The organism is Bradyrhizobium sp. HKCCYLRH3099 (assembly GCF_051167855.1).
Classification (GTDB): domain Bacteria; phylum Pseudomonadota; class Alphaproteobacteria; order Rhizobiales; family Xanthobacteraceae; genus Bradyrhizobium.
Map to the genome: position 1 here is coordinate 241342 of NZ_JBNPTW010000008.1, position 19122 is coordinate 260463.

At 63.2% G+C, this 19122-nt stretch carries 21 protein-coding genes; 8 read left to right on the forward strand and 13 right to left on the reverse strand.

Annotated elements, in window-relative coordinates:
* Window positions 1–35 precede the first annotated feature (35 nt).
* From glcF to ACQR1Y_RS18310, 6 genes are all read right to left on the reverse strand, one after another.
* Window positions 36–1358 (reverse strand): glycolate oxidase subunit GlcF, encoded by a 1323-nt coding sequence (gene glcF, locus ACQR1Y_RS18285; RefSeq protein WP_434877627.1) that lies wholly within the window; start codon window positions 1356–1358, stop codon window positions 36–38.
* Window positions 1355–2593: an FAD-binding protein gene (locus ACQR1Y_RS18290; RefSeq protein ID WP_434877628.1), complete on the reverse strand. Its 1239-nt coding sequence runs from the start codon at window positions 2591–2593 to the stop codon at window positions 1355–1357. Before ACQR1Y_RS18290 ends, glcF begins: the two co-directional genes overlap by 4 nt.
* A gap of 289 nt (window positions 2594–2882) precedes the next feature.
* Entirely contained in the window at window positions 2883–3512 is a 630-nt protein-coding gene (locus tag ACQR1Y_RS18295; RefSeq protein WP_434877629.1) for a hypothetical protein, read from the reverse strand.
* An 80-nt stretch (window positions 3513–3592) separates the two neighbouring features.
* Entirely contained in the window at window positions 3593–5281 is a 1689-nt protein-coding gene (locus ACQR1Y_RS18300) for an adenylosuccinate synthetase (RefSeq protein ID WP_434877630.1), read from the reverse strand.
* Between the two features lie 90 nt (window positions 5282–5371).
* Window positions 5372–6097: a hypothetical protein gene (locus ACQR1Y_RS18305; RefSeq protein WP_434877631.1), complete on the reverse strand. Its 726-nt coding sequence runs from the start codon at window positions 6095–6097 to the stop codon at window positions 5372–5374.
* Between the two features lie 1390 nt (window positions 6098–7487).
* Complete coding sequence (locus tag ACQR1Y_RS18310) at window positions 7488–8981, reverse strand: FAD-linked oxidase C-terminal domain-containing protein (RefSeq protein WP_434877632.1); 1494 nt, start codon at window positions 8979–8981, stop codon at window positions 7488–7490.
* A gap of 211 nt (window positions 8982–9192) precedes the next feature.
* Between ACQR1Y_RS18310 and cycA the strand changes: the two genes are divergently transcribed.
* Window positions 9193–9588: a cytochrome c-550 CycA gene (gene cycA, locus ACQR1Y_RS18315; RefSeq protein WP_434877633.1), complete on the forward strand. Its 396-nt coding sequence runs from the start codon at window positions 9193–9195 to the stop codon at window positions 9586–9588.
* 62 nt (window positions 9589–9650) lie between these two features.
* Here cycA and ACQR1Y_RS18320 read toward each other — a convergent pair whose 3' ends face one another.
* Window positions 9651–10610, reverse strand: a complete 960-nt coding sequence (locus ACQR1Y_RS18320; protein ID WP_434877634.1) for an alpha/beta fold hydrolase — start codon at window positions 10608–10610, stop codon at window positions 9651–9653.
* Window positions 10611–10862: 252 nt separating this feature from the next.
* Between ACQR1Y_RS18320 and ACQR1Y_RS18325 the strand changes: the two genes are divergently transcribed.
* Window positions 10863–11045: a hypothetical protein gene (locus tag ACQR1Y_RS18325; protein ID WP_434861498.1), complete on the forward strand. Its 183-nt coding sequence runs from the start codon at window positions 10863–10865 to the stop codon at window positions 11043–11045.
* Window positions 11046–11073: 28 nt separating this feature from the next.
* Here the strand turns inward: ACQR1Y_RS18325 and ACQR1Y_RS18330 are convergent, their stop codons facing one another.
* The 3 genes from ACQR1Y_RS18330 to ykgO form a co-directional block, all read right to left on the reverse strand.
* Complete coding sequence (locus ACQR1Y_RS18330) at window positions 11074–11331, reverse strand: hypothetical protein (protein WP_434877635.1); 258 nt, start codon at window positions 11329–11331, stop codon at window positions 11074–11076.
* A gap of 103 nt (window positions 11332–11434) precedes the next feature.
* Window positions 11435–12064, reverse strand: coding sequence for a tetratricopeptide repeat protein (locus tag ACQR1Y_RS18335; RefSeq protein WP_434877636.1), 630 nt, complete (start codon window positions 12062–12064; stop codon window positions 11435–11437).
* Window positions 12065–12163: 99 nt separating this feature from the next.
* Window positions 12164–12289: a type B 50S ribosomal protein L36 gene (ykgO, locus tag ACQR1Y_RS18340; protein ID WP_006611362.1), complete on the reverse strand. Its 126-nt coding sequence runs from the start codon at window positions 12287–12289 to the stop codon at window positions 12164–12166.
* A 291-nt stretch (window positions 12290–12580) separates the two neighbouring features.
* On the opposite strand from ykgO, the gene ACQR1Y_RS18345 reads away from it, so the two are divergent.
* The 3 genes from ACQR1Y_RS18345 (at window position 12581) to ACQR1Y_RS18355 (ending at window position 14675) form a co-directional block, all read left to right on the forward strand.
* Window positions 12581–13465 carry an amidohydrolase family protein gene (locus ACQR1Y_RS18345; RefSeq protein WP_172113282.1) on the forward strand — a complete coding sequence of 295 codons (885 nt, stop codon included), beginning with the start codon at window positions 12581–12583 and terminating at the stop codon, window positions 13463–13465.
* 14 nt (window positions 13466–13479) lie between these two features.
* Window positions 13480–13941 (forward strand): YbaK/EbsC family protein, encoded by a 462-nt coding sequence (locus ACQR1Y_RS18350; RefSeq protein WP_434877637.1) that lies wholly within the window; start codon window positions 13480–13482, stop codon window positions 13939–13941.
* Window positions 13942–14051: 110 nt separating this feature from the next.
* Entirely contained in the window at window positions 14052–14675 is a 624-nt protein-coding gene (locus ACQR1Y_RS18355) for a LysE family translocator (RefSeq protein ID WP_434877638.1), read from the forward strand.
* A gap of 6 nt (window positions 14676–14681) precedes the next feature.
* Here ACQR1Y_RS18355 and ACQR1Y_RS18360 read toward each other — a convergent pair whose 3' ends face one another.
* Window positions 14682–15590 carry a LysR family transcriptional regulator gene (locus ACQR1Y_RS18360; protein ID WP_434877639.1) on the reverse strand — a complete coding sequence of 303 codons (909 nt, stop codon included), beginning with the start codon at window positions 15588–15590 and terminating at the stop codon, window positions 14682–14684.
* Window positions 15591–15718: 128 nt separating this feature from the next.
* Between ACQR1Y_RS18360 and ACQR1Y_RS18365 the strand changes: the two genes are divergently transcribed.
* The 3 genes from ACQR1Y_RS18365 (at window position 15719) to ACQR1Y_RS18375 (ending at window position 17313) form a co-directional block, all read left to right on the forward strand.
* Entirely contained in the window at window positions 15719–16417 is a 699-nt protein-coding gene (locus ACQR1Y_RS18365; RefSeq protein WP_434877640.1) for a pirin family protein, read from the forward strand.
* 75 nt (window positions 16418–16492) lie between these two features.
* Window positions 16493–17092, forward strand: a complete 600-nt coding sequence (wrbA, locus tag ACQR1Y_RS18370) for an NAD(P)H:quinone oxidoreductase (RefSeq protein ID WP_006611356.1) — start codon at window positions 16493–16495, stop codon at window positions 17090–17092.
* Window positions 17093–17163: 71 nt separating this feature from the next.
* Window positions 17164–17313, forward strand: coding sequence for a hypothetical protein (locus tag ACQR1Y_RS18375; protein WP_434861505.1), 150 nt, complete (start codon window positions 17164–17166; stop codon window positions 17311–17313).
* On the opposite strand, the gene ACQR1Y_RS18380 is transcribed toward ACQR1Y_RS18375, so the two are convergent.
* Together ACQR1Y_RS18380 and ACQR1Y_RS18385 are read right to left on the reverse strand one after the other, a co-directional pair.
* The gene (locus ACQR1Y_RS18380) at window positions 17300–17899 is read right to left on the reverse strand and encodes a 3-keto-disaccharide hydrolase (RefSeq protein WP_434877641.1); all 600 of its coding nucleotides are present in this window, start codon (window positions 17897–17899) and stop codon (window positions 17300–17302) included. The two genes, ACQR1Y_RS18375 and ACQR1Y_RS18380, sit on opposite strands and share 14 nt — an antisense overlap.
* Before the next feature lie 92 nt (window positions 17900–17991).
* The gene (locus ACQR1Y_RS18385; RefSeq protein ID WP_434861507.1) at window positions 17992–18852 is read right to left on the reverse strand and encodes a D-amino-acid transaminase; all 861 of its coding nucleotides are present in this window, start codon (window positions 18850–18852) and stop codon (window positions 17992–17994) included.
* Between the last annotated feature and the right edge of the window lie 270 nt (window positions 18853–19122).

The window sequence follows — 19122 nt, forward strand, 5'->3', positions numbered from 1 at the left end:
GCGGGACGGGCCGGCAAGCCGCTCGCGCCCGTCGCTCAATTCATTTCCGGACGCGGACCGCCCGTCGCCCAGTCGAGAAGTTCAACGGTGTGGACGACAGGGAGGGTTGTGCCGCTGGCAATCTGCATCATGCAGCCGATATTGCCCGCCGCGATCACATTCGGCCTGACGCTCGCGATGTTGGCGACCTTGCGATCGCGCAGTCTCATCGCGATGTCGGGCTGGAGAATGTTGTAGGTCCCCGCCGAACCGCAACACAGATGACTCTCCGGTATATCTTTCACCACGAATCCGGACTTGGAAAGCAATTCTTTCGGAATGCTCGTGATTTTCTGCCCATGTTGCAGCGAACATGCGGAGTGATAGGCCACCGTGATGTCATCATGCGTCGCCTGCACGTTCAGTTCGAGCGTCGCGAGATACTCGCTGATGTCCTTGGCCATCGCCGACACCGCCGCCGCAGGCGCTGCATATTGCGGGTCTTCGCGCAGCATGTGGCCGTAGTCCTTGATGACGGTGCCGCAGCCGGACGTCGTCACCAGGATGGCGTCGAGCCCGCCGCGCTGCGCCTCCGCGGTCCACACCGCGATGTTGGCTTTCGCACGCGCCTTGGCGTCGTCGTCCTGCCCCATGTGATGGGTGAGCGCGCCGCAGCATTGCTCGTCCCTGACCAGCACGACCTCGACACCGTGCCGCGTCAGCACGTTGATCGCAGCCTGGTTGATGCGCGGCGCCAGCGCCGCCTGCGCGCAGCCCTGCAACAAGGCCACACGGCCGCGCCGCGCGCCCTGCGCCGGAAACACCGACCCGCCCGCCGGCCCCGGCGCCGGCAGCGCCGCTGTCGGCGCAAGCTCCAGCATCGCCCTGACGCGCCGCAACACGCTCGGCGCCGGCCCCGTGGTCTGCGATCTTGCCGGCAGCAGCGCCTTGAACGGCCGGGCGAACCGCGCCAGCGTCATGGCGAGGCGAAACTCGCGCGGCCGCGGCAGCACATAGGCCAGCACAGCGCGGAGCCACCGGTCCATCGGCGCGCGCTGATAGGTCTGCTCGATCCGCCCCCGCGCCTGGTCGACCAGGTGCATGTAGTGCACGCCGGACGGACAGGTCGTCATGCAGGACAGGCACGACAGGCAGCGGTCGATGTGCTTGACGACATCGGCGGTGGGCGCCTGCTCCTTCTCCAGCATCTGCTTGATCAGGTAGATGCGGCCGCGCGGGCTGTCGAGCTCGTCGCCGAGCAGCACATAGGTCGGACAGGTCGCGGTGCAGAAGCCGCAATGGACGCAGGCGCGCAGGATCTTGTCGGCGACCGCGATATCGGGATCGGCGAGCTGCGCCAAAGTGAACTCGGTCTTCATGCCACAGCGCTCCGGCGCATCCGCCCGCGGTTGAGAATCGTCTTGGGATCGAAGGACACGCGCACCCGCTCCTCCAGCGCGGCGACACCCGGCGGCTGCGGATGGAACACGTCGACGGCGAGCCGCATCTCGTCCCACGCCCGCAGCAGCATCGCGTGGCCGCCCGCGGCGTCCGCGAGCTTGCGCACCACGCCCGCCGAGGCATCCGCCTGCGGCGGCAGCGCCGCCCAGATCAGCCCGCCGCCCCAGTCGTAAATCACCTCGCCGCCGGTCTGCTTCACCAGCGCTTGCCCGATCGTAGCCCCCGACACCGGCGGGCAGACGATCCGCCACACCGGCCACGCCCCCAAGGTGCCCTGCGCCGCGAACGGCGTGACGTCGCGGATGGCGCTCCACACGTTGGCCGAGACGTCATCGGCGATGACCTCGGCCGCGCCGAACGCCGCGAGCAGCTTCGTCAGCGAGCCCGCGCGATGCACCGCCGAGGCCGTGATGCCCTCCAGCCTGATCACCGTGACCGCCTCGCCCCGCGCGCCGATCGCGCCGAGCCCATCCACCTCGGGCCGCATCGTCGAGGCCGGCAGATGCGCGGCGGCCGAGACGTCGAACGGCGAGCCCAGCGCCGCCGTCATCGCCCGGTTGGCCCTGAGGTCGTCGAGCCCGCGCAGCACCAGCGTCCGCTCGGCCTCCGGCCGCGGCATCACCTTCAAGGTCGCCTCGGTCATGACCGCGAGCGTGCCCCAGGAGCCCGCCAGCAGCTTGCAGAGATCATAGCCGGTGACGTTCTTCACCACCTTGCCGCCGGTCTTGAAGCTCTCGCCGAAGCCGGACACGGCGTAAGCCCCGAGCAGATGATCGCGCACCCCGCCGGCCCTGATCCGCCGCGGCCCCGCCAGCCCGGCCGCGATCATGCCGCCCAGCGTTCCCCGCCCCGTGGTGCCGAGCAGCGGCCCCGTATCCATCGGCTCGAACGCGAATTGCTGGCTCTTCGAATCGATCAGCGACAGCAAGTCGCCGAGGGGCGCCCCGGCCTGCGCCGTGATGATCAGCTCGTTCGGCTCATAGGAGACGACAGCGCTCAGCGCCGACAGGTCGAGCACGGCATTGGTCGCCGTCACCTGCCCGATCCCGCGCTTCGAGCCATGCCCGATCACCTCGATCGGCTGCTCACCCGCGATCGCCGAGCGGACCACCTCCTCCACATCGGCCGCGTTCCGTACCTTCAGGGCGTCCACCACTGCTCGCCTTGCTTGTTGATGATGACGGCAACCGCGACGCGCGGCCACCGGCGTTGGAGTCGTTCTAGAGCATGATGGGCGAAAAGGGCAGCCCGGGGCGACGAAAAGATCGTGCGGGGACAAGGGGATGAGAGGGGCGGACGGGGCTTGGGCCGGAACGTTCAGGCGGCACACGGCCGAGCGCGGTTCCCGCTGGTGGGACGCTAGAAGACATGCTCCTGCGCAGGAGGGCGCAATGTCCTATGGATCGATGTCCTTCCAGAGACGCGGCGGATTATGCCGTCGGCTAATCTGCCGCACTCACCTGATGGGAGCTACGCCGAAGCTTTTCGTCCCAATGCCGCAACTGCACCAAAAGCATCCCAGCATCAAACGAGAGCTCTACCACTTCGGTTGTCGCCTCATTGATATATGACGCATCCACCTGCTCTTGATCGAAAGATAACTCGCCCACCTTGCGCGTCCGCTTGCTGCGCAGCGGCGCGCAGCCGATTTCCATGAAATCAAATATATACATAGAATGGACGATTTTGTTGCGACGGCTAGCTTCGGCCCTGAGCCGCTTTAGGACCTCATCAAACGACGCTAGCCACGCTCGCTGGGACGGGCTCCCGTCCGCAACTTCCGAAGAGTGAACGACCGATTGGATCAGATCGGTTTTTTGGCTGTTCGATAGCGTACGGATGACACAGTGACTAACGTGCGGGCGGTCCAAGCCGATCGCGAGCTGAATTATCTGATCAAGCTTCGACTCTACGTCTTGAAAGGCGACTACGTATGCCCCAATGAATTGGAACAGACGCTCGATCTCGGCCTTTTCCATTTTTTCGTCCCGAACAGGCGGCCCGGTAAATGCACCCTTGAGCTCAGGGTCTTGTTCGATTGCGGTTACAAGACCTCTCCAGGTAACGACCATCCCGACCTCCTCTTCGACAACACGCCACTTTACTTACGAAGATTGACTTTCAAAGCGAATGCGTACGCACAAACTCTGAATCAATCAGGCAACTTTCTCTGGGTCGACCAATTTCTGCGGTCAATAATGCTGCGCAGATCGACAGTCCGCTCTTCATCTCTCATAAAGCGGGTATTGATCAGAGAAACAGGCGCTTGGGATACCCTCTCTAGTTCTTCGATGAACTTGATGGTGTTCTGCGAGAGTTGCTCAAAGCGCCGGGCGCTCTGATTGCTCGCATCGATGTAATCGGCAAAGGTAAGGACAATATCTGTCGGAGCGTTTAGGACGCACGCTCTCCGATACTGATCCCACTCAAACCAGCCAACCCTTCGTGGACGTTTAGTGGTAGAAGTCACTTCTTGTTTTGTAACTTCATCTGGATCAAGGCCAGCCTGCCTCGCTACTTCAGCGAAAGTCACCTCGTGCTTCAAAGGCCCCGAAGTCTCTCCCTCCTTGTCGGGGTTTCCAACTCGAATAGGTGTCGGCCTGACAACCATTAAGATCCGCCGAACTCGCGCCGGCGAGATGCCAGCCTCTGCCAGACAACCTGCCACGTTCGTATCGCGCGAGGTCACATAAGGAAATGGCCCGTGATAGAGGCTAAGGCCGCTACCTTGAGTTCCCTCCAGAAGGACCGACGATCCGTCTCGATAGGCCTTCTCAAGATTCGCAACGATGGATCCGCGATACGGATCATGTTCGCCGACGTAGGGCTTCAGTTCCTCTATATCCTTTGCGAGATGAATAGCGCCCGGCTTACGTCCAGTGATACGTCGCGCCGCTGCCGCTCCACTCCCCCTACCCGTAGAAGCAATTTTCTCCTTGAGGGATACTTCAGCGTCAATATCACAATCTTCGATGATCATTGCCTGGGGATCGATAAATAGGCGATCCGCTCCGACCCGACATTCCTTTATTTCCTTGAGCAGGTCATTGACCCGTATGGTCATTCCTGGGCCAAGCAGGAGTTTTGCTGTGGTGTCTTTCGCGCCAGAGGGCAATTGATGATAGGTATATACACCTGTTTCACTAGAAACGGTATGTCCTGCATTCGGACCACCTACCCGGACAAGAACATCATAATTTCTAGCAAGATAAGCTGCGACATGCCCCTTACCTTCGCTGCCATAACCTCCACCAATTACAACATCGACACATCTGTTTGTTGAAGGACCGTAGAGTCCAAGACGAGCCGCTACCCGGACTAAGTTATCCCTAGCATCTGTTCGGACAGTATTGATGCGCACGTCTGCATCAAGCTTGAATTTTCCTATGTCTTTTTCATTTTTAATGTGATCTGCCTCCGAATAAGTCTCCGTCTTCGATCCACCCCTTCTCGCCTGCCGAACATTGAACCGCTGCTCTAAAACACTGCGATCAAGAACGTACAGATGCACGTGCACCACTTCGAACTCGTGCTGATGACGAAAGCACTCAAGCTGATTCCACGTACGCACGTTATCGACAGCAATTGGCAAATCCTTTGGTAGCCTACTCGCTTCCTTTGCAACCGCCTTGAATAACCACTTATGCCTGGTTTCGGCGTCAAGCTTGTCACCTAGCGCCTGTAGCGATTTTCGATTGAGCTTCTTTTTGCGCTTCTTGGCCTCCGCCTTGATGAGCTCGCTCGAGCGAACAATGTGGTACCCAAACTCACTATTAAGTTGCGCGGCGAGAGCCGTTTTTCCGGTGCAAATATGACCACTAATCAAAACAACTTGACGCATGCCTCCTCCGCCATCCCGCTGCTATAAAGCTGCCCGCCTTCCGTAGGCTAGTTCGCCCGAAAATTTCAAACCAAGCCGTCTTCACAAACGTTATTTAAGTCTATCGAATTCTAGTCCGTTTCCTCTCCACGCTGGATCAGCAAGCGCCTGCGCAACGAATTCTGCCACAGATTGGCTATGATTCGCGCTGCGGGGGTAATGACTCGGAGGCTTCTGGACATCGACTTTCCATGGACATCCAAGCTGCGACAGAACATCTTGTGCAACCGCGGCATCCTCGGTGGAGTAGCATATGATGTTCGTATCGGTTGGCAGGGCTAGATCGCCATGCACTAGAACCTCGATCATCGTCTGAGCATTCAGAGGATGGCTCAGCATCGCCAGCTTCTCCTGTGCGGATCTGGCAATTGGGATCTCGTGCCCCTCATAGTATTTGCCGTTTCGGGCACTTTCTATGTGACCCGCCTTATCGCCGCGCCTCAACCGGCGTGTCATCGCGACGTTGAACCGGCAAATGCTGGTTTCAACGCCGTCAACGGACCCTACAGGTACATTTACAGCTACATGAGGAAATCCTGCAGCAAGCTTGGCGCGCAGAATACGAGGATGCTTATCAAGCGTAAGATGCGCGTAACCGCCGAAGCCACGAGCAACGTCCTGCCCTCGCGACATCGACCGGTAATGAGTAGATGAAAATCCCGCCGCAGCCAAAGATGGCTTTGACATTAAAGAACGAGAGCGAGCAATAAACGGCAGGTAGTGCAGCGGAGCGAAGTGAAATACGTGCGTAATCCCTTGATCCGAAAGAACGCCCATGCCCGACGACCTCCTCTTTTGCCGCTAAGGGCGGGCACATCCTCTACCGTCCAGCAGTTGCAGACTTTAAGATATGGAATCCTGTGACGGACCCACTTGATCGAGAGTATCGAGTGCAACACGAACCATCATGCAACCATTGATCGCAGAGTCACGCAACCCCTACCCATTGCAAACGGAGTGCAGGCAAGGGACGAGCCACAGCGAGCTATATCTAACTTGGCTCCGCGGTCACTCAGGTACCAGCGCTCCCCAATCTCGCGCGACTGCGCACGACACGGCGGCCTGTTTATAGGACGACTTTGCTCTTTCGCTTTTCCGAATTTCATGCCATACTCTGCCCGACTCACCCCTCCGAGAGGGGCGTACGCGCGGTCGTCACGATACGTGGGGTGGGGATGTGGTGGCCGTGTCGGGTCGCAGCGTGGCTTCGTGTCGCGCCGACGAACGAGTCCGATGCGGACGTGAAATCGTGTGGGCCTGGCCTCCCGGTGCTGAGGTCAAGCCGGCGATGACGCCTCGGTGCGTCGCGTCGGCGACGGGGACAAGAACGCCGATCCCCGGGGCGAGCACGTATAAGCGTTAAGACCGCCACGCGGGGAATGCCGGATGTTCGGCTGAACCTGTGGTGACTGCCGCCTGCTTTTTTGTTGCAGGCGGGCCATGGGTGAGGCCTTCACCCGGCATTCCCCGTGCCCTCTCGATTGGTTTTGGAGGGCGGACGGTTGCATCACCTGGGCGGAGGACGCCGCTGGATTGCGGGCGTGTGTCTGAGGGGTGGAATGTGGAGGGAGGCAGGCTCTCTCCACCGTCATTCCGGGGCATCGCGCAGCGATGAGCCCGGAATCCATAACCACGAGCGGATGTTGTTGGAGCGAGATGGAGCTGCCGACGTGCCTCACATAGCGGCCTGTGGTTATGGATTCCGGGCTCGCCCTGCGGGCGCCCCGGAAGGACGTGGAGAGAGAGTGTGGGTGCGATCGAGCAGTCGCCGTGCGTCAGAGGGGACGATGGATGAGTGGGGCAACCTCTCTCCGCGTCATTCCGGGGCATCGCGAAGCGATGAGCCCGGAATCCATATCCCCGAGCAGATGTTGGTGGAACGAGATGGAGCTGCCGGCGTGCCTCACTCAACGGGCTGTGGTTATGGATTCCGGGCTCGCCCTGCGGGCGCCCCGGAATGACGTGGGGAGAGAGTCTTCACATCAGCGGGCAGTGTGTCTGCGAGGCGGGATGCGAAATGCTTGGACGACTCTCTCAGCGTCATTGCGAGCGCAGCGACGTGTCCGCCGAAGCTCGAAGAGCGAAGGCGGAAGCAATCCAGAGTCCCGCCTACGCCCCTGGATTGCTTCGCTGCGCTCGCAATGACGTGGAGAGGCCGGTGGCTTTTTCAGAACCGCGGCAGATCCGGGAACGCCAGCTTGCCGGCATGGACATGCATCCGACCCAGCTCCGCGCAGCGGTGCAAGGTCGGGAACACCTTGCCGGGGTTCAACAGCCCCTGGCTGTCGAACGCGCATTTCACGCGCTGCTGCTGGTTGAGGTCGATCTCGGTGAACATGTCGGGCATCAGGTCGCGCTTCTCGATGCCGACGCCGTGCTCGCCGGTGAGGACGCCGCCGAGCTCGACGCAGCAGCGCAGGATGTCGGCGCCGAAGGCCTCCGCACGCTCCATCTCGCCGGGCTTGTTGGCATCGTAGAGGATGAGGGGATGCAGATTGCCGTCGCCGGCATGGAAGACGTTGGCGCAGCCGAGCTGGTACTTGTCCGACAGCTCGCGGATGCGCGCCAGCGCCTTGGGCAGCGCGCCGCGCGGGATGGTGCCGTCCATGCAGAGATAGTCCGGCGAGATGCGGCCGACCGCGGGAAACGCCGCCTTGCGGCCGGCCCAGAACAGGTTGCGCTCGGCCTCGGAGGTCGAAATCCGGCAGGTGGTCGAGCCGCAGCCGTTGGCAATGGCCTCGACACGGCTGATCAGCTCGTCGACCTCGACGCCGGGGCCGTCGAGCTCGATGATCAGCAGCGCCTCGACGTCAAGCGGATAGCCGGCATGGACGAAGGCCTCAGCGGCGTGGATGGCCGGCTTGTCCATCATCTCCATGCCGCCGGGGATGATGCCGGCGCCGATGATGCGCGCGACGCATTCGCCGGCGGCCTCGACTTGCGCGAAGCCGACCATCAGCGCGCGCGCCGTCTCCGGCTTTTGCAGGATGCGCACGGTGACCTCGGTGACGACGCCGAGCAGCCCTTCCGAGCCGGTGATCAGGCCCATCAGGTCATAGCCGGCGTTCTCGGTGCACTTGCCTCCGATGCGCAACACCTCGCCGTTGATCAGCACGATCTCGCAGCCGAGCACGTTGTTGGTGGTCATGCCGTATTTGAGGCAGTGCACGCCGCCGGAATTCTCCGCGACATTGCCGCCGATCGAGCAGGCGATCTGCGACGACGGATCGGGCGCGTAGTAGAAGCCGGCATGCGCCACCGCCTGGCTGATGGCGAGGTTGGTCACGCCCGGCTCGGTGACGACGACGCGGTTGTCGAAATCGATCTCGCGGATGCGCTTGAACTTGCCGAGCCCAAGCAGCACGCCATCGGCCAATGGCAGAGCGCCGCCCGACAGCGACGTGCCGGAGCCGCGCGGAACCACCTTGATGCCTTGCTGATGGCAATATTTGAGAACCTGCGAAACCTGTGCCGTCGTCTCCGGCAGCACCACGACCATCGGCGGCTGGCGATACGCCATCAATCCGTCGGACTCGTAAGGCAGCATTTCGGCGGCGCTGTCGATGACGCCCTCGCCTGGGACAATCGCGCGCAGTGCAGCGACGATCTCGCCACGGCGCGCCAGCACCGCCTGATCAGCTTCCGGCATCATGATGGCCATCGCGCGCGTCTCCTGACCTCGATTTCGACCGTCATATCAACCACAACCCCGGCGCTTTGGGTAGGCGGGCGCGGCCGGTTTCGCTGTTTGCTGCCGCGCAAAGTTCGCGGCGATCAAATGAACCCTATCCCGATGGACGGCTTGTCTGAGGGCGGAGGCCATGCAACAAACCTGCGCACGATTTTTGTCTCGAAACCACAGAGCCTGATCCATGAAGAAAATGACTTTGACTGCGCTCGTCGTGATCGCCTCGTCGTCGCTGGCCTCGGCCGCGCTGGCGCAGGATGCCGCCGCAGGCAAGACCTCGTTCAACAAGTGCCTGCCCTGCCACGCGATCGGCGAAGGCGCGAAGAACAAGGTCGGCCCGGAACTGAACGGCCTCGACGGCCGCAAGTCGGGCACCGCGCCGGACTACAACTATTCCGAAGCGAACAAGAACTCGGGCATCACCTGGAACGAGGCCGTGTTCAAGGAATACATCAAGGACCCGAAGGCCAAGATCCCCGGCACCAAGATGACCTTCGCCGGCATCAAGAACGAGACCGAGATCAACAACCTCTGGGCCTATGTCTCGTCGTTCGACAAGGACGGCAAGCAGAAGCAGTAAACGGCGGCGCGCCACGCGCTCTCGCCTCGAAGCCCCGGCCGCGCGCCGGGGCTTTTTCGTTTTCAAGGCGCGGCCGCCGCGGTTGCCGTAAGCGCGCCGACCATGCGGTCGACCTCGGCGGTCACGATCTCCGGCACGGCGTTCTGCACCATGTGGCCGAGGTCGGGAATGACAATCAGACGCGTCTGCGGCAGCACCTGCGCCAACCTCCTGGCATGAATGTCGGTGTAGACGGTCTTGTCGGCGTCGCCGGCCAGGATCGTGACGGGGACCTTGATCTCGGCGTAGCGCGGCGCCTGCTCGATCACCGCCTGCTTGAGGGTGACGAGGTCGAGCGCGTTGGCGAGGAATTCGCGGGGCCGCAGCAGCAGCGGCGTGGCGCTCTGGTCGACGAAATCGTCCGGCATTTGCTGCGGTGCAAACACGCCGCGGGCACCGGGGCCCATCAGGGCGAGGCCGAGCGGCAAAGTGATGGTGTGGGCCAGCAGCGGGCCGATGACGGGCGTCGTCACCGCGGCGTTGTACTGCCCGACCCCGCCGCGCCAGGGATAGGCGACCGGCGCCAGCATCACGAGCCCGGCGACGCGGTCCGGAAAGTCCAGCGCCATGCGCAGCCCGAGCGCGCCGCTCCAGGAATGCACGACCAGGATGACCGGGCCGGCGCCGATCCGGCCGAGCGCCTCGTTCAGCATCCGGGCCTGGGCCGCCGGGGTGGAATCCTCCGGCCTGACGCGCGGGCTCCAGCCATGGCCGGGGCGGTCGACCAGCAGCACCCGGTGGCGCTCCGCCAGCATGTCGCCGAGCGGCTTGCGCATCGCCTCGAGGTTCGAACTCGCGCCGTGCAGCAGCAACAGGGGAGGCTTTTCGCGGTCGCGCGGACCGATATCCACAAGATTGATGGTGGCGCCGTCGACGTCGATGGCCTGCCCCTTCGCCGGATAGCGGCGCTCGACGAGCGCGACGCCAGCCCGGGTCATCGCCGCGAGCACGGCCAATGCGCCCACTAAGAACATTGAAATCATTGATAGTTTTCTGCCTGTCACAAAGACAGTTACGGGCTGAAAAGACGAGAGTTGCAGATCCAGCGGCGGTGCTGGGCCGTTTCAATAAGGAATCCTGTCATCACGGCGTCGTCGGCCATTTTATAACCATGGTCGGGACTTTTCCTCGCAATCGGCTGATGGCCGTGAATTACTTACGGTTGGGTCATTGCAGGATGTCACCTGCGATCACCGGCCCTGCGTTTAGTTTGGTGTTTTGGGAGGGGGTACCCGATGAGCTTTCGTTCAAGCGAGTCAGCGATCGACGAGATCGTCGCGAGCTGCAATGGCGATCTGCGTGGCGCGCTGAAGGCGCTGCTGCTGGTCAACGAGCATCTCGAGGCCGAGATCGCTCAGCTCTATGCCGCAGCCGCGCAATACGGCATGCCGGACCGCCGCAGCACCGCGTTCCACTAAGCGGACCGACCGGGCGCAGTCGCGCCGATCAGTCCTCCTGTGTCAGGTCCTTGTTCGGGCACGCGTTGATCGTCGATCGCGCCAGCTTGGCGTCGTCTTTCGACTTGAACGGCCCCGACGCGAACCAGATGTCCCCGATGATGACGGGGTTGCTGGTCACGATCTCGCAGCGATCGGTGGCACGGTTTCCGACCACCCAGAACAGACCGTCCGCCTGCGCGGCGGCCGCCGTGATTCCCAGAGCTGTCAGCCCCACAAGCGCCGCCGTCAGTCCTGCACGCCTCATTGCGCCGTCTCCTCGCCAGATCTCCTCCGGTGAACGGCAGGTGGGATGGCGCGGTTCAGCCGGCAAGCACGGCCGTCCGAACATGGTTAACCGGCGGTTAAGGCTAGATGTCGCGGCCTTCGACCTTTTCGGTCAACGATTTGACCAGATCCGGCACCTTGTCGAGGTGCGGATTGACCTCCAGCGCCTTGCGGAAGGCATCCAGCGCCCGTTTTTCCTCGCCGAGGTCCTGCATGATCATGCCGAGGCCGGCGAGCGCGCCGAAGTGCCGCGGCTCGCGCACCAGCACCTGCTGGATGTCGGCGAGCGAGCGGCCGTAGTCGTTCTGCAGGTAATAGATGGTCGCCCGCCGGTTCCAGGCCTCGACATAGTCGGGACGGAGCTTGATGACGGAATCGAGCAGCTTGAGCGCGACCTCGTTCTGCTTGGCGTCCATCGCGGCCTTGGAGCGCGCCATCAGCAGCGCGACGGTGTCGCTGGGGGTCTGCAGCCAGATCGCCCAGATCCGGGCCTCCACATGCTTGGCGCTGATCTCGTCGGGCGCGGCCTTCAGCGCTCCGAACAAGAAATCGAGCCCCTTGGTCTTGTCGGCGCCGACTTTGGGCAGCTTCGACGGCGCTTCCGGGGGTTTTGGCTTGGCGCCCGATCGCGGCTCACCCTGCGCGAACGCAAGGTGCGGTATGCAGATGACAGCGGCGGCGAGAAGAATCGCCAGGGAGGAGCGTTTTGCCATGCGGCAAGTCTAAACGCAGACAGCGCGCCCTGCAAAGCAGAGCGCGCGTCAAAGACCTGTGAGCAGGTGAGGCTGGCGCGAGCCGGATCAGCCTTCGGATCAGCCCTGGCGGGCCTTGAAGCGGCGCTGGACCTTGTTGATTACGTAGACGCGGCCCTTGCGGCGAACCAGACGGTTGGCGCGATGGCGGCCACGCAGCGACTTCAGCGAGTTACGGACCTTCATGGGACATCCTGATACGTTCGAAAGGCCGTGTTGGACAGGCCGGCAGTGGCAAATAGAAAGGGATTTCCGCAAACGACAGGGTCGCCCGGAGTGGCCGGTTTCTAACCACCGACTTGGGCGATGTCAACGATTGTGGCGCGGGCTTCAACAGAGCCTGGCATCCTGGGCCCTGGGGGAACTCGGCCGGCGGCCCAATTGCCGATTGCCAAATTCGTTATATCGTATAATCAATTTCACAAAGCCAAGAACCAAACCAAGAACCAAATCAAGAACCGCACGCCGGGAACGCCCATGCCAAAGCTCGCTCTGCCCAAGATCGACGACGTCGTCGCCATCGACATCCATACCCATGCCGAGGAGCCGTGCGGCATGCATGCCGACGACGGCTATGACGATTTCCAGGCCCAGATGGCCGAATACTTCAAGTCGCCGCACAAGCATCCGCCGACCGTGCCGGAGACCGCGGCGTACTACCGCTCCAAGAACATCGCCGCGGTGATCTTCCCGGTCGATGCCGAGCGCGAGACCGGCTTCCGCCGCTACAAGAATGAAGAGATGCTGGAGATCGCCTCCGAGCATCTCGATGTGCTGATCCCGTTCGTCTCGATCGATCCGCACAAGGGCAAGCTCGGCGTGCGCGAGGCGCGCCGGCTGATCGAGGATTATGGCGTCCGCGGCTTCAAGTTCCACCCGACCATGCAGGGCTTCTACGCCAACGACCGCCTCGCCTACCCGCTCTACGAGGCGATCAATGACGGCGGCGCGATCGCGCTGTTCCACACCGGCCAGACCGGCGTCGGCTCGGGCATGCCGGGCGGCATGGGCATGCGGCTGAAGTATTCGAACCCGATGTACATGGACGACGTCGCGGCCGATTTTCCCGACCTCAAGATCATCCTCGCGCACCCCTCCTTCCCCTGGCAGGAAGAGGCGCTGTCGGTCGCGACCCACAAGCCGAACGTCTATATCGACCTGTCGGGCTGGTCGCCGAAGTACTTCCCGCCGATCCTGGTGCGCTACATCAACTCGATTTTGCAGGACAAGATGCTGTTCGGCTCGGATTGGCCTGTCATCACGCCGGATCGCTGGCTGGCGGATTTCGCCAAGCTCGACATCCGCGAGGAGATCCGGCCGAAGGTGCTGAAGGCCAACGCGCGCAAGCTGCTCGGGATCTGAGAGCGCACGTCAGCATGAGCCTCGACTCCGTCCGCGCGTTCTTCGCCGAAAAGGCCCCTGATATCGAGGTGCTCGTCTCCTCCCAAAGCTCGGCCACCGTCGCACTCGCGGCGGAGGCCTATGGCGTCGAGCCCGCGCGCATCGCCAAGACATTGTCGCTGCGCGTCGGCGACCGCGTGATTCTCATTGTCGCGGCCGGCCACGCGCGGATGGACAACAAGAAGGTCAAGACGCTGTTCGGCGGCAAGCCGAAGATGCTCGGCCTCGACGAGGTCGCCGACATCACCGGACACGAAGTCGGCGGCGTCTGCCCGTTCGGACTGAAGTCTCCGCTGCCGGTGTATTGCGACGTCTCGCTGAAGGCGTTCGACATCGTAGTGCCCGCGGCGGGCTCGACGCACAGCGCGGTGAAGATCACGCCGGAGCGGATGGCCGAACTCACATCTGCCGAATGGGTCGATGTCTGCGTGACCTAGGTCACGCAGCGTCGACTTGATAGCCGGGACTCCGGCAAATGATGGACGCGTGCAATCGCATCCAACGCTAAGCACAACCGATCGGTGCTCGATGTCGTTGGATACATTGCATGTCGCAAGCCATAGCCGCCTTGTTGTCCGGAGTAGGCGTAGGCCTCTCCGTCGCCGCCCCGATCGGCCCGATGGGCGTGCTCTGCATCCAACGCACGCTGAGCTGCGGCGCCGCGACGGGAGTGGCAACCGGTTTGGGCGCAGCCACCGTCCACCTCGTCTACAGCGCCTTCGCCGTCTTCGGCCTCGGCACCCTGGCCCAGCCCTGGATCGAATCGCATTCGCTATTACTTGGATGTTGCTCCGGCCTGATCCTTCTGTGGTTCGCGCTCCGCATCTACCGCCGCGCCGTCGTGTTGAGCACAAGCGACGACACGACGCGCATCCATCCGGCGCACGCGTTCTTCAGCGCGATTGGGTTGGGCGCTGCCAATCCACTCACCATCATCCTGTTCCTGGCGATGCTTCACGCGCTCGCCGGACAGTCAGCCGCGCCGCTGCTGATTGCAGGGGTGTTCGCGGGCTCGGTCGCCTGGTGGCTCGTACTCAGCGCGACGGTCGCGCTGATACGACAGCGTGTCGACGCTGGCGTGATGGCATGGAGCAGCAAGCTCGCCAGTCTCATCCTGCTGGGTCTGGGTATCACCACGCTGCTACGGATGGCGATGCGGCTCATGGCCTGATCGCCCTCACTTCCGCTTTCCCTTCGCCAGCTCCTTCACCAGAAACTCCGACAGCACCTCCACGCGCGCTGGGCGCGGGCCGCCGGGCGGCATCACCAGGTGCATCGCGCCTTCCGGCTGGCTCCAGCCTTTCAGCACGACCTCGACCTCTCCCGAAGCAATGGCATCGCCGACGATGAAATCCGGCAGATCCGCAATGCCGAGGCCGGCGACCACCGCTGGCAACAGCGCCTCGCCATTGTTGACGCGCAGCTGGCCTGCGGGACGCACGCTCGCCTGCTCACCGGCCGCGTTGGTGTAGTGCCAGACGCCGGCGGTTGAGAGATACGCGTAGCCGAAGCAGGTGTGCTCGGCGAGATGCATCGGATGCGTCGGCCGCCCGCGTCGCTTCAGATAGGACGGCGCTGCGACCGTGTAGCGCGGCATCGAACAGAGCCGCCTTGCGACCAGCGAGGAGTCCGGAAGTCGCGCGATCCGTAGCGCCAGATCAAAACCCTCGCCGATCAGATCGACCGTGGCGTCGCTCATGTGGAGATCGATCGAGACCTCCGGATACTGCTCCAGGAAAGCCGGAAGCAGCGGCGCGATCTTCTTGACACCGAAAGTCATCGGTACAGCGAACCGCACCAAGCCGCGCGGCGTGAGCGATTGCGCGAGGGCCTCGGTCTCCGCAGCCTCGCCGTCAGCCAACAACTGCGCGGCGCGCTCGGAGAGGCGCTGACCGGCATCGGTGAGCGCCAGGCGGCGCGAGGTGCGGTTGAACAGCCGCGTGCCAAGGCGCTCCTCCAGCCGGCTCACCGCCTTGGAGACGGACGCCTTGGAGACGCTCAGTTCCTGCGCCGCGCCGGCAAAGGAGCGCAGTTCGACGACCTTGGCGAAGACCGCCATCGCCTCGAAATCCGGGAGTCGCGCCATCGGCCAAGTCTCATTTTTGGAAACAATGGATTTCAATAGTTTCTATTTATATACCCCGGCTCACGGCCTATTCCAATGCCCAACAGCACGGCGGCTCCGCCGACCGCGCAACTTGCAGGAGCAGACCCATGATCGAACTGAAGCCCTTTGCGGCGCTGGGCGGCGCCGACCACGGCTGGCTGAAGGCCAAGCATCATTTCTCGTTCGCGAGCTATTACGACCCCAGCAACATGGGCCACGGCGCGCTGCGCGTCTGGAACGACGACGAGATCGCGCCGAACACCGGCTTCCCGGCGCATCCCCATCGCAACATGGAGATCATCACCTATGTCCGCGAAGGCGCGATCACGCATCAGGACAGCCTGGGCAACAAGGGCCGCACCGAGGCCGGCGACGTCCAGGTCATGAGCGCGGGCAGCGGCATTCGCCACTCCGAATACAATCTCGAGCCGACCACGACGCGCATCTTCCAGATCTGGATCGAGCCGACCACCGATGGCGGCCAGCCGACCTGGGGCGCCAAGCCGTTCCCGAAGTCGGACCGTTCCGGCAAGCTGGTCACACTCGCCAGCGGCTTTGCCGACGATGCCGACGCGCTGCCGATCCGCGCCAAGGCGCGCGTGCTCGGCACCACGCTGAAGGCCGGCGAGACCGCGGAGTACTCCGCTGACAAGGCCCGCCATATCTATCTCGTGCCCGCCGCCGGCAGCGTCGAGGTCAACGGCGTCCGTGTGAACGCCCGCGACGGCGCCGCCATCCGCGATGAGGCCACGCTGAAGATCACCGCGCTCGAAGATTCCGAGCTGGTGCTGGTCGACGCCGCCTAATCGTTTGTCACCATCGCGGCCGACGATCCGGCCGCGACCACCTCTCTCATCACCCTCGTCCCCATGGAGACTGTCATGACCAAGGTTCTCGTTCTCTATTACTCCGCCTACGGCCACATCGAAGCGATGGCCAACGCCGTCGCCGAAGGCGCCCGCGAAGCCGGCGCCACCGTCGACATCAAGCGCGTGCCGGAGCTGGTGCCGGCCGACGTCGCCAAGGCCTCCTACTACAAGGTCGATCAGGCCGCTCCGATCGCCAAAGTAGAGGAACTCGCCGACTACGATGCGATCATCGTCGGCACCGGCACCCGCTTCGGCCGCATGGCCTCGCAGATGGCCAACTTCCTCGACCAGGCCGGCGGCCTCTGGGCCAAGGGCGCGCTGAACGGCAAGGTCGGCGGCGCCTTCACCTCGACCGCGACCCAGCATGGCGGCCAGGAGACGACGCTGTTCACGATCATCACCAACCTGCTGCACTTCGGCATGACCATCGTCGGCCTCAACTACGGCTTCGCCGGCCAGATGAAGCTCGATGAGGTCACCGGCGGCTCGCCCTACGGCGCGACCACGATCACCGGTGGCGACGGCAGCCGGCAGCCGAGCGAGAACGAACTGGCGGGCGCGCGCTATCAGGGCCGCGTGATCGCCGAGACCGCAAAGAAGCTGCATGGCTGATGTGACTGGGGCGGCACTTCGATCATCGAAGCGCCGCCCCATCTCGTCGAAAGAATGTAAAGGAGCCTGCAATGCCCGCCATGTTCGAACTGGTGACGCTGGCCAGGCTGGCGCGTCATCCCCTGCAGATGATGGCGCGCCATTGGTACTGCAAGGGGCTCTATCGTGCGAGCCGCGGCCAGCGCCGCTGCGCGGAGTGTACGGCCGCTAAAGCGGCTTGATCTGCACCTTCTTGAACTTCACCACGCCCGAGCCGTATTGCAGGGCGATCGGGCCCGCCGCATGCTTGCTGTCGTCGACGTCGGCCGTCTTATCGCCGTTGAAGATCACGGTCAGCCGCGTGCCCTTGGCGGTGATCTCGAACGTATTCCACTTGCCGCCGGCCTTCGGCATCGGATCGACCTTTGAGACGTCCACGATCGCGCCGGTGCCGTATTTCGGGTCGGGCCGCTTGTCGAAGATATTGACCTCGTAGCAGATGTTGGAGTCGATCTTCTCCGACTGGTCGCAGCGGATGAAGATGCCGCTGTTGGCGGCGTCGTCGACCCAGAACTCGGCCTTGATCTGGAAATCCTTGTAGCTGGTCTTGGTGACCAGATAGGACGGATCCTTGCCGTCGAGCTTGTCGGCCATCAAGGTGCCGTCCTTGGCCTCCCAGTTCGCCTTGCCGACCTCGGTGAACTCGACCTTCTTGTCGCCGTCGACCAGCGTCACCCAGCCGTCATCGGCCGATGCCGCCCCGATCCCATTCAGCGCAGCGCCCGTCATCACCAAGCCAGCCGCGAGCACGCCCCACCGATACCGCATCAAAACGCCTCCCTGCATTTTCTGTTGCGCGGCCACGATAGCAAAGCGCCGGACAATGCAAACGAGTTTCGATGCTGCACCTGCTCTCTCAACTACACCGCGGTGGACCGCGCAAAATCGACATAGATCTCGCGCAGCCGCGCCGCCACCGGCCCGACCTTGCCGTCGCCGACCGGCTTGCCGTCGATCGTGACCACCGGCTGCACGAACGAGCTCGCGCTGGTGATGAAGGCCTCCTTGGCGGCCAACGCCTCGTCGACCGTGAACAGCCGCTCCTCGACCTTGAGCTGGCGCTCCTCGGCGAGCTTGACCACCGCCTTGCGGGTGCAGCCCGGCAGGATCGCGTTGGAGTTCGGCCGGGTCACGATGACATCGTCCTTGGTGAGGATGAAGGTCGACGACGAGCCGCCCTCGGTGACGTGGCCGTCCTCGACCATCCAGGCCTCGCCGGCGCCGGCCGCGGCGGCCGCCTGCTTCGCCAGCACCTGCGCCAGCAGCGCGACGCTCTTGATGTCGCGGCGCGCCCAGCGGATGTCGGGCACGGTGATGACGCCGATGCCGGTCTTGGCCGAAGGCGCATCGACGATGTTCTTGTGGGTCACGAACATCACCAGGGTCGGCTTGACGTCGCCCTTCGGAAACGGAAAGTCGCGGCCCTTGTCGGCGCCGCGGGTGACCTGGAGATAGACCATGCCCTGGTCGAGCTGGTTGCGGGCCACCAGCTCCTTCTGCAGCTCCTCGATGCGGGACAGACTCTCCGGCAGCGCGAGGCCGATCTCGCCGACCGAGCGCTCAAGGCGGGCGAGGTGGGACTCGCTGTCGACCAGCTTGCCATCGAGCACGGCGGCCACCTCATAGATGCCGTCGGCGAACAGGAAGCCGCGATCGAGCACCGAGACCTTGGCCTCGGAGAGCGGCACGAAGGCGCCGTTGACGTAAGCGATCGGGTCCAAGGTAGCTTCTCCTATTCGTTACATGGTGGGCGACGGGCACACCGCTCTCTCCTCACCTCTCCCGCGTGCGGGGAGAGGTCGGACCGCATCACCAGATGCGATCCGGGTGAGGGGGTGCAGGTTTCTCAGCATTGACCGACCGGGTTGATCCCTGACATTTTGAACCGGGCTGACTCCTGACAGTATTCGATCACTGCTGGCTTGTCTCCGCCGTTTCCTGCGCGACGCGGAGCCGCGCACGCGGCGGAGCAAAGCGCAGGAAACGGCGGT

Bases quoted from the DNA above. Each gene is read 5' to 3' on its own strand.
- glcF (WP_434877627.1), bottom strand. From the start codon at position 1,358: ATGAAGACCGAGTTCACTTTGGCGCAGCTCGCCGATCCCGATATCGCG.
- ACQR1Y_RS18295 (WP_434877629.1), bottom strand. From the start codon at position 3,512: ATGGTCGTTACCTGGAGAGGTCTTGTAACCGCAATCGAACAAGACCCT.
- ACQR1Y_RS18300 (WP_434877630.1), bottom strand. From the start codon at position 5,281: ATGCGTCAAGTTGTTTTGATTAGTGGTCATATTTGCACCGGAAAAACG.
- ACQR1Y_RS18305 (WP_434877631.1), bottom strand. From the start codon at position 6,097: ATGGGCGTTCTTTCGGATCAAGGGATTACGCACGTATTTCACTTCGCT.
- ACQR1Y_RS18310 (WP_434877632.1), bottom strand. From the start codon at position 8,981: ATGGCCATCATGATGCCGGAAGCTGATCAGGCGGTGCTGGCGCGCCGT.
- cycA (WP_434877633.1), top strand. From the start codon at position 9,193: ATGAAGAAAATGACTTTGACTGCGCTCGTCGTGATCGCCTCGTCGTCG.
- ACQR1Y_RS18320 (WP_434877634.1), bottom strand. From the start codon at position 10,610: ATGATTTCAATGTTCTTAGTGGGCGCATTGGCCGTGCTCGCGGCGATG.
- ACQR1Y_RS18325 (WP_434861498.1), top strand. From the start codon at position 10,863: ATGAGCTTTCGTTCAAGCGAGTCAGCGATCGACGAGATCGTCGCGAGC.
- ACQR1Y_RS18330 (WP_434877635.1), bottom strand. From the start codon at position 11,331: ATGAGGCGTGCAGGACTGACGGCGGCGCTTGTGGGGCTGACAGCTCTG.
- ACQR1Y_RS18335 (WP_434877636.1), bottom strand. From the start codon at position 12,064: ATGGCAAAACGCTCCTCCCTGGCGATTCTTCTCGCCGCCGCTGTCATC.
- ykgO (WP_006611362.1), bottom strand. From the start codon at position 12,289: ATGAAGGTCCGTAACTCGCTGAAGTCGCTGCGTGGCCGCCATCGCGCC.
- ACQR1Y_RS18345 (WP_172113282.1), top strand. From the start codon at position 12,581: ATGCCAAAGCTCGCTCTGCCCAAGATCGACGACGTCGTCGCCATCGAC.
- ACQR1Y_RS18350 (WP_434877637.1), top strand. From the start codon at position 13,480: ATGAGCCTCGACTCCGTCCGCGCGTTCTTCGCCGAAAAGGCCCCTGAT.
- ACQR1Y_RS18355 (WP_434877638.1), top strand. From the start codon at position 14,052: ATGTCGCAAGCCATAGCCGCCTTGTTGTCCGGAGTAGGCGTAGGCCTC.
- ACQR1Y_RS18360 (WP_434877639.1), bottom strand. From the start codon at position 15,590: ATGGCGCGACTCCCGGATTTCGAGGCGATGGCGGTCTTCGCCAAGGTC.
- ACQR1Y_RS18365 (WP_434877640.1), top strand. From the start codon at position 15,719: ATGATCGAACTGAAGCCCTTTGCGGCGCTGGGCGGCGCCGACCACGGC.
- wrbA (WP_006611356.1), top strand. From the start codon at position 16,493: ATGACCAAGGTTCTCGTTCTCTATTACTCCGCCTACGGCCACATCGAA.
- ACQR1Y_RS18375 (WP_434861505.1), top strand. From the start codon at position 17,164: ATGCCCGCCATGTTCGAACTGGTGACGCTGGCCAGGCTGGCGCGTCAT.
- ACQR1Y_RS18380 (WP_434877641.1), bottom strand. From the start codon at position 17,899: ATGCGGTATCGGTGGGGCGTGCTCGCGGCTGGCTTGGTGATGACGGGC.